This is a genomic window from Pedobacter nutrimenti (genome assembly GCF_003208655.1).
GTDB lineage: Bacteria > Bacteroidota > Bacteroidia > Sphingobacteriales > Sphingobacteriaceae > Pedobacter > Pedobacter nutrimenti.
Genome location: NZ_QKLU01000008.1, coordinates 182,028 through 196,750, shown reverse-complemented (window position 1 = coordinate 196,750; position 14,723 = coordinate 182,028). Strand labels below are relative to the sequence as shown.

The following is a 14,723-nucleotide window of genomic DNA, read 5'->3' as shown; positions in this document are numbered from 1 at the left end:
TTTACAATTAAACACAAAATCTTGCTTTAAAGCAACATCTGCTGATAAAACAGGAAAAGATTATACAAAAAAAAGCCGGAATCAGATTCCGGCTTTACCCAATTGCATGTCTTTTTGTCTTATTATTCTGCGTTCATTGCCAAAAGCTCTCTTGGAGCCCGGTAACCATAACGCGCAGGATCTTCCATGATCTGTTTCATGGAAATCAATTTATATACATAACCAGCGGTTTCGCGGTTAAGCTTCATTTTAAAGTAATTGTCCTGGTTTTGCCTGTTGATCTGCTTTTTCATGTGGTTGTCTCCAACATTATAGGCAGCGGCCACCATGGTCCAGTTTCCGAATACACCATAAAGTTCTTTGATGTATTTACAGGCGGCAATGGTCGACTTGCGTAAATTTTTACGTTCATCTACTCTTGCATTTACTTTCAGTCCGTAAGTACGCGCCGTTGCGGGCATAAACTGCCAGTAACCTGCTGCACCTTTTGGGGAAACACCTTCCTGCAGACCTGATTCCACAAGGGGAACGTATTTGAAATCGTTTGGAATTCCAAAATCATCCAGAATGGGTTCAATAACAGGGAACCATTCTACGGCTTTTCTATGCAAACGATTGGTTTGTAAATTTGCGTAAGAGAATGCAGCAAGAACTTTTTTCATTTTTTGCTGTACTTTGGGATCTCCCGCCGGCAGCTCTTCTTCTGCAAAATTTAAATGGGCCATTACAGATTCAGGCCCTTCTTCTTTTAGTGTATTTTTTGGTGTTGTTTTTTCTTCTTTTGTAAGACTTTTTGCTGCTTGGGGCATGTGGTAAGCAAACACTTTTGCCATAACCAATAATGTTAAAATTATCGTACATGTTATTATGTGTTTCTTTATCATTTTCCTCCTTTTTTTGGTTAACAATATAAAACGGCTGCAAACATACGTTATATTTACTTAACTATCAAGCTATTACAAAATAAGCTTCTAAAATCGACCTTTAAACATGCATAGGCCGCGATTTTATTTTTATCCCGGATGGTCAAATTATCAATTTAAGATTTAGCAGATTTTTGTTAAATTTGCAGCCGCATATTTTATGCGGTTAATAGCGTATCATGATAAAAAACAACAACAGGAACAGTCGGGATGACAAGTCCAAACCGGGAAACCGAAGCACTGACGACAAGAGCAGAAGTGGATCAGAAAGTACTTATAAAGGCAGGAGTAAAAGCTCAGATCAACAGGCAAGGCCAGGCAGGTCAGCAGGATCAAAAGATTTCAAATCCAAAACCGCTGCAGAAGGAGATTTCAAATCCTTTAAGCCAAGGGAGAAACGTGAAGGAGATGCAAGAGGATTCTCTGGCAGGGCTTCAGGCCCTAAAGATTTTAAATCAAAAGACGGGGATTCAAAAGGTTATTCCGGAAAAACAGGAGCTTCCCGTGACTTCAAACCCAGAACTCCTAGGGATGGGGACAGCAAGTCTTTCAGACCAAGAGAAAACAGGGACACCGATACCCCGGCATCTAAAGGAAGAAGTTATGTAAAGAAAGACAATTTCAGCTCTGACAAACCATTCCGTAAATTCGATGATAAAAAAGGTCAGGCTTCAAGAAGCACGGACAGCAGGCCTTTCAGAAAAAGGGCAGAAGAAGGTTCCAGACCAAATTTTAAGGAAAAAGGAGAAAAAACACCTGTTTTGCGTAGCAGAAAAACACCTGTGGCAAAAGACGATGGCCTGATCCGTCTGAACCGTTACATTGCCAATTCAGGTATTTGCTCCCGTCGTAAAGCGGATGAGCTGATTGCAGCTGGTGTAGTGACGGTAAACAACGAAGTGGTTTCAGAACTTGGACATAAAGTTGACCCGGCTAAAGACTCGGTTCGCTATAATGGGGAGTTGTTAAAACGCGAGAAAAAGATTTACGTGCTTTTGAACAAACCAAAAGACTATATTACAACTACAGATGATCCGCAGGAAAGAAAGACCGTAATGCAACTGGTTGAAAAAGCCAGCCGTGAACGCATTTACCCTGTTGGACGTTTGGACAGGAATACGACGGGGTTATTGCTGATGACCAATGACGGGGACCTTGCTGATAAACTGGCCCACCCAAAAAACGGGATTACCAAAATTTATCATGTAGAACTGAGCAGAAGCTTAAGCCAGGGAGATTTAAACAAGATCCAGTTCGGTCTTGAACTGGAAGATGGCCTGATCAAACCGGACAGCGTTTCTTATGTTGCCGGTGGCAGTAAAAAAGAAGTTGGCATCCAGATCCACAGCGGAAAAAACAGAATTGTGCGACGTATCTTTGAACACCTGGGTTACGATGTGGTTAAACTCGACAGGGTAGTTTACGGTAACCTGACCAAAAAAGATCTTCCCCGCGGAAGATGGCGTTACCTGGAAGAGCATGAGCTGATACAAATCAAACACCTTATTAAATAATCTGAACGAAATGAGAAAGATCCTCTGCCTGCTGTCGGTACTGTTGCTCTGTGCAGGTACCTATGCCCAAAAAGCAAATTACAACCTGCTGATCGGAACTTATACCAATACCGGCAAAAGTGAGGGGATCTACACTTATAATTTTCATACCTTTAGCGCATCAAGCCGCCTGAAGAGCATTACAAAAGAGGTAGCCAATCCAAGTTATCTTTGTGTTTCGCCAGATAAAAAATTTGTCTACAGTGTAAACGAAACCGGAAGTACCAGTACCATCAGTGCTTTTGCTTTTAATGCCCTGACGGGCAAATTGACCTTTTTAAACAAAAAGGAAAGTCATGGCGCTGATCCCTGCTACATTACTGCAGATCAGAAAAATGTGATTGTGGCCAATTACAGTGGGGGCAGCTTAGCCGTATTTGGCAGAAATACGGACGGTTCCTTAAGTGATGCCGTCCAGGTGATCCAGCATACCGGAAAAAGTATTGACCCCAAAAAAAGACAGGAAAGTGCGCACGTTCACATGGTACAGTTCAGTCCGGACCGGAAATACCTGATCTGTAACGACCTGGGAGAAGATCAGATTTATGTATATCATTATAATCCTTCCGGAAAAAACCAGACCTTAACGATTAAAACCGTTTTGAAAACAAATGCGGGCAGTGGCCCAAGACACCTCACTTTCAGTCCAAACGGAAGGTTTGCTTATCTGGCGCATGAATTCAATGGCAGCATTACCGCTTTTGTATATTCCAATGGAACTTTAAATAAGATTCAGGAAATTGGCACAACGGACAAAGACTTCAGTGGCAGAATTGATGGCGCTGATGTCCATGTTTCTCCGGATGGAAAATTTCTTTACGAAAGCAACCGGGGAGATGCCAACAGTATTTCCATCTTTTCTATTTTGCCAACCGGAAAACTGTCTTTTGTATCCACAGTTAGTAGTTTGGGAAAAGGTCCAAGAAATTTTGCTATAGATCCAAGCGGAAATTATCTGCTTGCTGCGCATCAATACACAAATGACGTGGTCATTTTTAAAAGGGACAAAACAACCGGCCTGTTAAAAGATAGTGGTAAACGTCTGGCTGTAGGCGCGCCGGTTTGTCTGGTCTTTACGCCATAAAGTCTTTTAGACACAAAAAAAGGCCGGTGAAGAAAATCTTCACCGGCCTTTTTTTGTGGAGTTTTTTAGCCCTAGGCGATGGCGGGCTTTGCTTGCCTGGCCATAATTTCATTGTAATATTCTATATAAACCGGCAGGATTTTTTTAAGATCAAAATCCTGTGCCCTTTTTAATGCATTTTCCTTGAACTGCTGTAGCACCTGGTCATTTTCCAGAATCTTAATGGCATTTGCAGCCATCTCGTCTACATCTCCGACATTGCTCATATAACCGCAGAATCCATCTACATTAAGCTCCGGCAAACCTCCTGAATTGGAGGTAATGGCCGGCACTTTACAGGCCATGGCTTCCAGGGCCGCAAGACCAAAACTTTCCGATTCCGAGGGCATCAGGAACAGGTCAGAGACCGAAAGGATCTCTTCTACAGCATCCTGCTTACCAAGAAAGCGTACATGATCACAGATCCCAAGGTCCCGGCACAACTGTTCATTGTAAGAACGTTCCGGCCCATCGCCGACCATCAAAAGTTTGGACGGAATTTTTTTCAGGATTTGCTGAAACATCAGGATCACATCTCCTGTTCTTTTTACCTTCCTGAAGTTAGAGGTATGGATCAGGATGCGCTCATTATTTGGCGCGATGGCCTTTTTGAAATGGTCTTTAGGTTTTAGGCTAAAGCGTTGAAAATCTATAAAATTCGGGATCACCTTAATTTCCCGGGTGATGTCGAAATGTTTTAGGGTATCTTCTTTCAGGTTTTGAGAAACGGTTGTGATCCCGTCAGACTGGTTGATGGAAAAGGTCACCACCGGCTTATAGGTTGGGTCTTTTCCCACCAGTGTAATGTCTGTTCCGTGAAGCGTGGTGACCACCGGAATATGAATGCCATAAGTAGCCAGGATTTGTTTGGCCATAAAAGCCGCAGAAGCATGTGGGATAGCGTAATGCACATGCAGAATATCCAGTTTTTCAAACCTCACCACATCCACCAGTTTACTGGCCAGGGCAGATTCGTATGGGGCATAGTCAAATAAGGGATAATTCCTTACCGACACTTCATGATAAAATAAATTGGCGGAGAAAAAGTCCAGACGGGCGGGCTGACTATAGGTAATAAAATGAACCTGATGGCCTTCATCGGCCAGGGCTTTACCTAATTCAGTCGCGACCACGCCGCTGCCTCCAAAAGTCGGGTAACAAACGATACCTATTTTCATTCGAATATATTTGCTTTTTAATGGTTATGAAGCGATCATGAGTTTTATTCCTTGCACTATGTGCGTGTAAACTTATGATGGTTTCATCCGAATATTTTGTTTTGTAACGCAAAGTACCATACTTAAACTGATCTTTGTGTTAAACAATTGCAATTATTTCAAACCCGCTCCTATTTGTCCTGCATCTCCTGCTGGATCACCAGGTACATTTCATTTGGCCGTTGTGTTCCGATATAATATTCAAGTCCGTCCCGGTCTGTGAGCACAATGGCATCTTTTCCGGAGGAATAAAAGCGGATGCTGCCTTTTCTATGAAGATTGTAAACCGGATTATTGAACAGATAATTGCTATAGGTGTCTTTTCTGACTTTCACAATACTATTGAGGTCTATTTTAACTTTTTTTGCAGTCCATAGACCATCAATAATGATGCTTTTATTGTGAATAAGGGTTTTATACTGGATTAAGAAAAGCAGGATGATGGAAATTCCGATGATCCCAAAGCCTACGATCAAAAACAGGTCCTGAGTATTGTCCCTGTCCCGTTCATAAACATAAGCTGCAAAGCAGAATGCAGCCATAACCAGCCTGATACAGATCCGGATATAATCCCTGCCAATATATTGTTTTTCTAAAAATGCGTACCTGTTCCCCATTTATTTCACCCGTTTATCTTTGAGCCTGTTTAAATTTGTCGGATGGACCCTTTAATGATCAAAATCATCACCGCGGATTCATTTTCAATTCGAATATAGCGACTTTTTTTGTAGCAGGGCTTACTTTATATCTATTGTCCTGCCTCCATCCTGCAATCCATACAATTTCTCCGTTTCCGTTGATCAGAACAGGAATCTGCTCCTTTAGAGGCAATGGAACCTTTTCATCTATAAAAAAATCACTCAGCTTTTTATACCTGTTCATGCCAAGAGGCATAAAATGGTCACCTTGCTCCCAATTTCTTAAAATCAGCGGATAGATCAGTTTCCCTGCATCTATAAAGGCTTTTTCTTTTACTTTTTCAAAGCGGACAACTGTACTGCCTGAAATCTCAATCTGGTATTTTCCCATAGATACCTGCTGATCCTCGGGATGGATATTGATCCCCCCGTAATCTCGGGGAAGGATGGCCGAAACAATCAATTCTTCCCGGTCCAGGGTTATTCTGTAGGCTTCTGCATAAAAAGAGGCCCCACTCTGCCCGTTTAAAGACTGCAAGATGTCCATAGCCAGGTTTTCCGAAAAACCATAGGGTTTGATCAGTTCTGCAAACAACAGCTGCCGGGGATCAAGGGCCCTGATTTTGTCTACGGAAATAAATACATGCCCTTCCCGCTCTTGAAATAAAGTTTCCCTCAGGGCCTGAACCACCTGATTTAAAACCTGTTCAGTTTCGGCAAAGCGCCGGATGTTGTGTTCAAAAGTCTGTTCCAGTCCCGGATTAATTGCTTTAAGCTGTGGAACCACTTTAAGCCTGATCTTATTTCTGGCATATTTATCTGCATGATTTGAACTGTCTTCTACATAAGAAAAGTCCTCAGAGCGGATAATTTCTTCGATTTCCGCTGCAGAAAGAAACAGAATGGGCCTAATGAGCTTATCCCGTCTGGGGCGTATTCCATGAAGCCCGGCTATTCCGGTACCCCTGGTGAGGTTAAGCAAAACCGTTTCCAATACATCATTTTGATGATGCGCAACAGCAATCAGGTCATAGCCTTCCTGTTGCCTGCAGTTTTCAAACCATTCATAGCGTAAAGTTCTTGCGGCCATTTGTGTAGAAACTTTCTGTGCAGCGGCATAGGCGGCAGTTTCAAAACTGCTCAGGTAAAAAGGGACTTCCAGTGTAGCAGCAAGCCTTCTCACAAAAGCTTCATCCCGCTCAGACTCCTCTTTTCTTAAATTAAAATTGCAGTGTGCAATACCGAAATGATAACCTGCCCGTTTAAAAAGGTGCGACATCAGCACAGAATCCTTTCCCCCGCTTACAGCGAGCAGCACCCGGCTCTGTTTACTGAGTAAGGAATTTTTTAAAACATAGTCCTGAAATCGTTCTACGGGAAGCATTCTTCAAAAATATCTAGAATCTGCCTAAATTTATAATTTAAAGCGCAATGAATACCGGCACCGGAATAATAACAGGCCATAACTTATGGACAATCCTTATAATTTGATCAAAAGAATTAACTTTGTAAAGTGCGAAAACTACTCTTTTTCTTTATAATCACTGGTTTACTCCCTTTTTCTTTACTGGCCCAGAAAAGGACCAAAATCACTATTGACCACGCCAAGACGGTTAATGTTGACAACAAAAAAAAGGTTACTTATTTAAAAAACCCGGTTTTCAGACAAGACAATGCTACCCTGACTTGCGACAGCGCCATTCTGTATGATGAAAAAAACATGTTTGAAGCTTATAACAATGTGCACATCAATCAGGCCGACACCATTAATATTTACTCGGACCGTTTAACTTACGAGGGCAATACCAAAATGGCCCACCTGTCCAGTAATGTCCGTTTATTGGACCGTGAAAGTGTGTTGACCACCAATATTCTGGACTATAACATGGCCACCAAGGTAGGTACTTATGTGGAAGGCGGAAAGATTGTCAACAAAGATGTAACCCTGACCAGTAAAAACGGCTATTACTTTGCCGGGACCCGGGATTCTTATTTCAGATATAATGTGGTGGTGGTTACCCCCCAAACCACCATTAAATCGGATACGATGCGTTACAATACCTTAACCAACTGGACCTATTTTTACGGGCCAACGAACATAAAGGGTAAAGACGATAACCTTTACACAGAAAACGGGGCCTACAATACAAAGACAGAATACGCCTATTTTGGTAAGAAAAACCTATATACCTCAGGAAGCAAATCCCTCAAAGGCGACAGCTTGTATTACGATGGGAAAATCGGTTATGGGAAAGCGGTAAGAAATATCGTTTTCAAAGATACGGTAGACAAAACCACCATGTACGGCCAGTTGGGTTATTATTATAAAATCGATCAGCGGACGTTGGTCACCAAAAATGCTTATGTCGGACTGGGAACTTCTGACTCTGTCCTGGTCAAAAATGTCAAAAGGCCCGATACCCTATGGATGGGGGCCGATACCCTCGAAACACAAATTGTACTGAGGCAAACTTTAAAACTGTTGCCCCTGCCCATTATAAAAAAAGACAATGAGGTTGGAGAAGAGAAGCCAAAAGAAAAGCCCAAAGGAAAACCTCTTGCACCTGCTTCCGGGGTGTCCGGCAGACCCATTGCCGGTCAGAAAAAAGAGCTCCCTAAAAAGGGGGCAAAAGATTCCCGGATAGCCGCTCCCTGGGCCTTGAAGATTTCAGATAGTCTTACCAGAAAGAAAATCCCCTGGGAACCCAGCTCCCGGAAAATGCCGGAACTAATCAGGGATAAACCACCAGCAGACCCTAAGAAAACCAATGTTAGGGATGCCAGCGGGGTCAGGCCGATTTTCCCTTCTGTCAAAAAGGATTCCCTGCAGCAATCGGGCTTGCAGAATCCGTCTGCTGCTTTAAAGAAGGTGATCCGCAAAGACACCATTCCTTTGAATCCGCTGGACACCGTTAAAGCAAGGATCATCAGGGCTTATCACCATGTGAAAGTGTTTAAATCCAATATGCAGGCCAAGGCAGATTCCTTGTTTTACACCAGTGCAGACTCTACTTTAAGGTGGTATTACAACCCAATCATGTGGGCAGAAGGTTCGCAACAGACCGGAGACACCCTATACCTGCACATGAGGGACAAAAAATTGAATTCCGTACAGGTGATCCGAAACGGCTTTACGGTAAATGTATATAAAGACTCTTTAAAATTCAATCAGATCAAAGGCCGGCTGATGACTGGCTTTTTCAAGGATGGAAAATTGAAGTATATGTATGTTGATGGCAATGCGGAAAGTCTCTACTACACCAAAGACGACAAGGACCAGTATGAAAAAATGAACCGGACCATCAGTGCCAGGATCAAGATTCTGTTTAAAGGAAATGAGATTGATGAAATTGTACCGATAAAAGACGTGGAGGGAACCACTACCCCTATCGGACAGGTTAAAGAAAATGTCACCCTGACCGGCTTTATCTGGAAACCTGAACTCCGGCCACTCTCCAAACTGGACATTACCAATCCAAAAGCCAGGCCCAAAACAAAAGCGGCAGCAGACCCAAAAAAGAAAAATACGGATAAAGACGGACTGATTAAAGCACTGGGCAAAGAAGCGGGCAATGTGCCACAGGGCGTCAAAAAGCAAGCAGAGCAAATCATCAAATCTGCAGCCGCAGACAGCACACTTAAACCGGTAACTTTAATTAAGCCCGGTGTTAAGACGGATTCCTTATTAAAGAAAATTCCCCTAAAAACAGATACCTTGATTAAGCCTGCTCCTTTAAAAAAGCAATAAGCTGGTTCATGGCCAGGGCCCGGTGGCTGATCTTGTTTTTTTCTTCCAGGCTCATCTGGGCAAAGCTGAGCCCATAACCTTCAGGTTCAAAAATCGGATCATAACCAAATCCGTTTGTACCAGCAGGTTCTTTTCTGATCTGACCATAAACAATGCCTTCAAAGAGGTATTTCTGATCGTGCTGGATCAGAGAAATTACCGTCCTGAACCTCGCTTTCCGGTTTTGCTTTCCTTCCATGTTTCGCAAAAGCAATTGCAGGTTTTCAGCATCTCCGCGATGACCGGCATAACGTGCAGAATAAATACCTGGTTCATTGTTCAGCGCCTCTACTTCAAGCCCGCTGTCATCACCAAAACAATCCAGGCCATAATGCTCTGCAACATACATGGTTTTCAGTTCTGCATTTTCTGCAAAAGTGGTCCCGGTTTCCGGGATATCAGTGGTACAACCGATATCCTTAAGATTTAATACTTTGTAACGGCCGGCCAGCAAACTCCTGACTTCTTCGGTTTTATATGGATTGTTTGTTGCAAAAACAAGTTCTCTGATCATAGACTGAGTTTCTTTAAGGTATTCCACAAGGCTTTTTTTCCATTCATATCCGAAGAAAGATCGTGCAGGTCTGATGAAAAGACAAGCTGAATGCCCTCCTGCATGCATAGGCTGTTTTGCTCCTGTTCTTTCAGGCCTATTGAGACTGGCCCGGGGCCAAAAGAAAGCAACAATACGGGTGCAAAGAATGCCTTCAGTTCATTGAAATCTGTATCTGCATAAGCAGCACAATTGACCAGCGCAAAATCATTTGCCGAAAGGTCAATGGCCTTTACAATTTTTCTAAGCAATTCCCTTCCTTCTTCAGTACTCACGGGATACTTTTCATCTTTTACCAGGATCAGGATATTGCGGCTGTTTTTCCCCAGGTAACTGAAAGACCGCTCTTTCTTTTGTGGGGCCTCCTGCTGAACTTCAGGGCTGCTGCTCAATACCGGGGCAGCTGCCTGTTGCTGTATATCCACAGCCTTCTGTTGGGCAGTTACAGGGAAATTGTTTTCTTCACCGGGTATGAGATAAATATCATCGGTAAAAAACAGTTTTAGCGCCTGGTGATTTGTTGTATGTTGTTCTGTCATTAATCGTCCTTTCAGAGGCAATTATTTTTCTGTTAAAATTAGTTAAATATCTCAGTATAGTGCCTTTATTTGTTACTTTTATAGCTTAAACAAAGAAGCTGATCATTTTCAGTCTCCTAAACTGTATCTTAAAATAAAGTTCATGGTACAGCTAAAGGCCTGATGAGGAATCCTATTGTTAATATTAATACATTTGCAAGCGCATAATAATTGAATTGAACGAAATAGAATGAAGAAAGTTTTATTGATAGCAGGCGGGTTACTCTGTTTGTTTTTAAATGTACAGGCACAGAAAAAAAACATAGATAAAGTTGTGGCTGTGCTGGGCAATAATATTATCCTGTTATCTGAGCTGAACCAGCAATACGCACAGTACCTGAATTCGGGGAACCCGAATACAGAAAATGTAAGGTGTTATATTTTACAACAAATGCTGGTACAAAAACTGTTAAAACAGCAGGCAGAGATCGACTCTGTAGTGGTAGACGACAAGCAGGTAGATGATGAGGTAGACAGAAGGATGCGTATGAGTATGAACCGCGCGGGCGGACAGGAGCGTCTGGAGCAATTCCTGAACAAATCCATACTTCAGTATAAAGATGAAATCAGACCAGATATCAAAGATGCTCTGATTGCCAATAAAATGCAGCAGAAAATCACCGATGGTATTAGTGTTACTCCTTTAGAAGTACAAAAATATTTCAATTCTTATAAAACAGACAGTTTACCCGATATCCCGACCGAGTACGAAGTTGGAGAAATCGTTCTTCACCCGGAGCTGACCAAAGCAGAAAAACAAAAGTATTTTGATAAACTGGACGCCATCCGTTTAAGGGTTAAAAGCGGAGAGGATTTTGGCTTTTTGGCGAAAACCTATTCTGAAGATCCTGGATCTGCTGCTGATGGCGGTGATCTTGGTTTTTTTGACCGTATGCAAATGGCAAAAGAATTTACAGCCTGGGCTTTTAAACTTAAACCCGGAGAAATATCCCCTGTATTTGAAACGGAGTTCGGCTACCATGTGCTGCAGGTCATAGAGCGTCGTGGAGAACAGGTACATGCCCGGCATATCCTGATCCGGCCGCAAACAACGCCGCAAAGTCTTGACCGGATTAAATTGCATGCGGACAGTATTTACAGGAACATCAATGCAAAAAAACTGACTTTCTCTACGGCTGCTTCTTTGTACTCTGACAACAAGGAAACAAAATATAATGGCGGTATGATCCTATCTTATGAAAACTCAACCAGAACCACTTTTATTCCTGCCGACAAGGTAGACCCTAAAGTTTTCCTGGTTATTGACACCATGAAAGTCGGAGAAATTTCACAGCCGGTATTTTTTACCGGGGCAGATGGTAAGGATGGTTATAAGATCTTCCTGCTCAAATCCAAAGTTCCACCGCATAAAGGAAACCTGGAACAGGATTATGCCAAGTTTAAAGAGAAGGCCCAGGAGCAGAAAATGGATAAAACCCTAAGTGAATGGTTTGAGAAACGCAGGGAAAACACCTATATTAGGATTGACAATGATTACATCAGCTGCAATGAGCTGAAAATCTGGACCAAGAACCTAAAAAAATAGTTATTATGCCCTTCAGCAATGATATTGAAGCAGCTGATGCGCTTCATGAATCCTTTACGTCTATAAAGAAAGAGATTTCCCAGATCGTGATCGGTCAGGATGAAGTGATCAAATCTGTCCTGATCTCTATCTTTAGTAATGGTCATTGTTTATTGGTTGGTGTACCAGGGCTTGCAAAAACACTATTGGTCCAAACGGTTGCTTCGGTATTGGACCTGGATTTTAACCGCATACAATTTACACCCGACCTGATGCCAAGTGACATCATCGGGGCAGAGATACTTGGAGAGGACAGGCACTTTAAATTCATTAAAGGGCCTGTTTTTTCAAACATCATTCTTGCAGACGAAATTAATCGTACCCCTCCAAAAACACAGGCAGCCCTATTGGAGGCCATGCAGGAAAGATCGGTCACTGCAGCAGGACACAGACATGTTTTACCAAATCCGTTTTTTGTCCTTGCCACTCAAAACCCAATTGAGCAGGAAGGTACTTATCCGCTTCCTGAGGCGCAACTGGACCGGTTTATGTTTAACATATTATTGGGCTACCCTTCCTTTGAAGATGAGCTGAGCATCGTCAAAAACACCACGGGCAATATACAGACACCGCTCAGGAAAATCATTAATGCCGAGCAGATCCAGTTTTTTCAAAAACTGATCCGGGCTATTCCTGTGACAGACAATGTACTGGAATATGCCGTTAAACTTGCAGCTAAAACCCGGCCGGGCACCGCACTGTCTACTGCAGAGGTTAATTCTTATGTGAGTTGGGGCGCCGGTCCAAGGGCTTCACAGTTTCTAGTTCTGGGCGCGAAATGCCATGCTGCCATTTCAGGGAAATATTCACCCGATATCGAAGATGTACAAGCCGTCGCCGAAGCTATTTTAAGACACCGTATTGTTAGAAATTACCGCGCGGAAGCGGAAGGTCTTTCTGTAGAACAGATCATCAGGAATTTATTCTAAACGGTTCATCAGATTCGGATAATCTGTGACAACCCCGTCCACCCCCAGATCAATCAGATATTTTAATTCTTTTATAGAATTTACTGTCCAGGGTATAATCTTTACACCTGCGGAATGGCAACGGTCCACCAATCCTTTTCCGACCAGTACGGAATAGGGGCTATAATAAGTCGGGGTGAAACCCAGGGCCTGTATACTTTCTTCAAAATCCTGCTTTTCATCAATCATCAGTGAAGTTTTAATATCAGGATATTTTTGATGCAGGTATTGTAGTGTACGCATATCCAGAGATTGGATAATAACCCTTTTACTGAGTTTCTTTTCTTTAACAATTTCCATGATCCGCTCAATAAAAACCGAGGCTTCAGGTTGAAATTCTCCATCTCCTTTTCTGATCAGGGCAGTTTCGATGTTGTAAAGTGGCTTTGGGAGTTTCCGGATTTTCACATAAGCCTCTACGGAATCAATCAGCTCAGCTAAAAGTGGTTTATAGGCTTTCATTTTCATCTGCCCCGGAAAACGGGCATGAATTTTATTTCCGACATCAAATTTTTTGATCTCCTCATAATTCATTTTAAACATATTGTATTTCTTTTCCTCCTTAAAAGAAATTTCCTTCCCATCGGGACGGGTACTGATCTCATTGTTAAAATAAGGTTCATGCGAAAGCACGACCTTTTCGTCCTTAGAAATCACCACATCCATATCCAGCACATTAACACCAAGATCAAGGGCTTTCAGCATACCAGGAATCGTGTTTTCCGGCATAATTCCTCTTGCGCCCTGATGCCCCAAAAGCATAAATTTTTGTGCTTTGGTCTGCATGCCCAGCACCATAAGAATGATCACTAAGGTTTTGTTCATTTGTTAAATAACGTTATAATTTTAGAATTTATGTAATGGCCATAAAACAAAAAAGCCCCTTTTGATAAGGGGCTTCTGTTTTAAGGTTGAATTAGCGCTCTGCAGGCGTAAATATCTGGGCAATGATGTTCCAGTTGTGGTCTGCCTGACGTTCGTAAATAAAGACATAATTAAAGCTTTCTCTTAAATCTGCCTTATAATCGATAGTAGCCACACCATAGGTATAGGCAAAATCTCCACCTAAGGCTTTATCGGCACTCGTTGTTTTTAAAGAGATTTTCTGCACCATTCCATTAAAGAAAGTCAGGATACGGTCTTTTCCGACGATAGGTTCCTGACCTGGAAAAAGCAATCTGGCATCCGGGTTTAAAAAGCCCGAAAATGCTGCCGAACCATAGGATTTAAGCGTAACATTTAAAGTCTTTTCAGTAGTCAGGATAATCCCAACGCCCGCTGCAATTTGTTTGCTGTTGATGAATTTCGGTTTATAAAAACTTCCGGGTTCAATGAACTCTTCTTTTCCTTTTTTCAAGGGCTTATTGTGCGACGTGCCCAAATCCAGGGCTAGCTGCCAGCGGTCATTCACCACTTTCCAGACAGACAAATAATCTCCATAACTTTTTTCTTCTCCGTTCAACACATAGGTACCTGTGGTAAAACCCCAGTCACCACTTTTGGAAACCCGGGCATATACCGGCGACCAGCTTAAATTTTTATGGTCCTGCTGTCCGCTATAAAAAGTTTTTGCATTTATAGGGTTAGGTCTGAACACCAACGCATTATCAGCTGAATAATTCAAAAAGGCTGTTTTCTCTCCATCTTTAACGGCGTGTTCTGCAAATTCACGTTCTGCATTCACCAGTGACCTGGTGGTACCATCAGACTTTTGCGCATAGGCACCAAAAGTAATTGAAAGGGCAACAAGGGTATAAATTAGTTTATTGGTCATATGAATTGTATAGTATCTTACGAA

13 protein-coding genes are annotated in these 14,723 nt (G+C 42.4%); 5 read left to right on the top strand and 8 right to left on the bottom strand.

Features of this window, described 5'->3' with window-relative positions:
• Positions 1-122 precede the first annotated feature (122 nt).
• A complete protein-coding gene (locus B0O44_RS20445) occupies positions 123-833 on the bottom strand; it encodes a lytic transglycosylase domain-containing protein (protein WP_245943758.1) in 711 nt (236 codons plus the stop codon).
• Positions 834-1,102: 269 nt separating this feature from the next.
• On the opposite strand from B0O44_RS20445, the gene B0O44_RS20440 reads away from it, so the two are divergent.
• Together B0O44_RS20440 and B0O44_RS20435 are read left to right on the top strand one after the other, a co-directional pair.
• Positions 1,103-2,437, top strand: coding sequence for a pseudouridine synthase (locus tag B0O44_RS20440; protein WP_110833959.1), 1,335 nt, complete (start codon positions 1,103-1,105; stop codon positions 2,435-2,437).
• A gap of 10 nt (positions 2,438-2,447) precedes the next feature.
• Entirely contained in the window at positions 2,448-3,560 is a 1,113-nt protein-coding gene (locus B0O44_RS20435) for a lactonase family protein (protein WP_110833958.1), read from the top strand.
• A 71-nt stretch (positions 3,561-3,631) separates the two neighbouring features.
• Here the strand turns inward: B0O44_RS20435 and bshA are convergent, their stop codons facing one another.
• The 3 genes from bshA to tilS form a co-directional block, all read right to left on the bottom strand.
• Positions 3,632-4,777: an N-acetyl-alpha-D-glucosaminyl L-malate synthase BshA gene (bshA, locus tag B0O44_RS20430; RefSeq protein ID WP_110833957.1), complete on the bottom strand. Its 1,146-nt coding sequence runs from the start codon at positions 4,775-4,777 to the stop codon at positions 3,632-3,634.
• A gap of 170 nt (positions 4,778-4,947) precedes the next feature.
• Positions 4,948-5,433, bottom strand: a complete 486-nt coding sequence (locus tag B0O44_RS20425) for a hypothetical protein (protein WP_110833956.1) — start codon at positions 5,431-5,433, stop codon at positions 4,948-4,950.
• 67 nt (positions 5,434-5,500) lie between these two features.
• Positions 5,501-6,838, bottom strand: coding sequence for a tRNA lysidine(34) synthetase TilS (gene tilS / locus B0O44_RS20420; protein WP_110833955.1), 1,338 nt, complete (start codon positions 6,836-6,838; stop codon positions 5,501-5,503).
• Between the two features lie 129 nt (positions 6,839-6,967).
• On the opposite strand from tilS, the gene B0O44_RS20415 reads away from it, so the two are divergent.
• Complete coding sequence (locus tag B0O44_RS20415; protein WP_110833954.1) at positions 6,968-9,202, top strand: OstA-like protein; 2,235 nt, start codon at positions 6,968-6,970, stop codon at positions 9,200-9,202.
• Here B0O44_RS20415 and rdgB read toward each other — a convergent pair.
• Positions 9,174-9,752 carry an RdgB/HAM1 family non-canonical purine NTP pyrophosphatase gene (gene rdgB / locus B0O44_RS20410; RefSeq protein WP_211321428.1) on the bottom strand — a complete coding sequence of 193 codons (579 nt, stop codon included), beginning with the start codon at positions 9,750-9,752 and terminating at the stop codon, positions 9,174-9,176. The two genes, B0O44_RS20415 and rdgB, sit on opposite strands and share 29 nt — an antisense overlap.
• Positions 9,752-10,333, bottom strand: coding sequence for a hypothetical protein (locus B0O44_RS20405; protein WP_110833952.1), 582 nt, complete (start codon positions 10,331-10,333; stop codon positions 9,752-9,754). The genes rdgB and B0O44_RS20405 overlap by 1 nt, the downstream gene beginning before the upstream one ends.
• A gap of 229 nt (positions 10,334-10,562) precedes the next feature.
• Between B0O44_RS20405 and B0O44_RS20400 the strand changes: the two genes are divergently transcribed.
• Complete coding sequence (locus tag B0O44_RS20400; RefSeq protein WP_110833951.1) at positions 10,563-11,918, top strand: peptidylprolyl isomerase; 1,356 nt, start codon at positions 10,563-10,565, stop codon at positions 11,916-11,918.
• Between the two features lie 5 nt (positions 11,919-11,923).
• Positions 11,924-12,886, top strand: coding sequence for an AAA family ATPase (locus B0O44_RS20395; RefSeq protein WP_110833950.1), 963 nt, complete (start codon positions 11,924-11,926; stop codon positions 12,884-12,886).
• Here the strand turns inward: B0O44_RS20395 and B0O44_RS20390 are convergent.
• Positions 12,878-13,750, bottom strand: a complete 873-nt coding sequence (locus B0O44_RS20390) for a glycerophosphodiester phosphodiesterase family protein (RefSeq protein WP_110833949.1) — start codon at positions 13,748-13,750, stop codon at positions 12,878-12,880. The two genes, B0O44_RS20395 and B0O44_RS20390, sit on opposite strands and share 9 nt — an antisense overlap.
• Before the next feature lie 91 nt (positions 13,751-13,841).
• Positions 13,842-14,699 (bottom strand): YybH family protein, encoded by an 858-nt coding sequence (locus B0O44_RS20385; RefSeq protein ID WP_110833948.1) that lies wholly within the window; start codon positions 14,697-14,699, stop codon positions 13,842-13,844.
• Positions 14,700-14,723: the final 24 nt, after the last annotated feature.

Excerpts from the sequence above, each read along its gene's own strand:
- B0O44_RS20445 (WP_245943758.1), bottom strand. The coding sequence starts at position 833 with ATGGCAAAAGTGTTTGCTTACCACATGCCCCAAGCAGCAAAAAGTCTT.
- B0O44_RS20440 (WP_110833959.1), top strand. The coding sequence starts at position 1,103 with ATGATAAAAAACAACAACAGGAACAGTCGGGATGACAAGTCCAAACCG.
- B0O44_RS20435 (WP_110833958.1), top strand. The coding sequence starts at position 2,448 with ATGAGAAAGATCCTCTGCCTGCTGTCGGTACTGTTGCTCTGTGCAGGT.
- bshA (WP_110833957.1), bottom strand. The coding sequence starts at position 4,777 with ATGAAAATAGGTATCGTTTGTTACCCGACTTTTGGAGGCAGCGGCGTG.
- B0O44_RS20425 (WP_110833956.1), bottom strand. The coding sequence starts at position 5,433 with ATGGGGAACAGGTACGCATTTTTAGAAAAACAATATATTGGCAGGGAT.
- tilS (WP_110833955.1), bottom strand. The coding sequence starts at position 6,838 with ATGCTTCCCGTAGAACGATTTCAGGACTATGTTTTAAAAAATTCCTTA.
- B0O44_RS20405 (WP_110833952.1), bottom strand. The coding sequence starts at position 10,333 with ATGACAGAACAACATACAACAAATCACCAGGCGCTAAAACTGTTTTTT.
- B0O44_RS20400 (WP_110833951.1), top strand. The coding sequence starts at position 10,563 with ATGAAGAAAGTTTTATTGATAGCAGGCGGGTTACTCTGTTTGTTTTTA.
- B0O44_RS20395 (WP_110833950.1), top strand. The coding sequence starts at position 11,924 with ATGCCCTTCAGCAATGATATTGAAGCAGCTGATGCGCTTCATGAATCC.
- B0O44_RS20390 (WP_110833949.1), bottom strand. The coding sequence starts at position 13,750 with ATGAACAAAACCTTAGTGATCATTCTTATGGTGCTGGGCATGCAGACC.
- B0O44_RS20385 (WP_110833948.1), bottom strand. The coding sequence starts at position 14,699 with ATGACCAATAAACTAATTTATACCCTTGTTGCCCTTTCAATTACTTTT.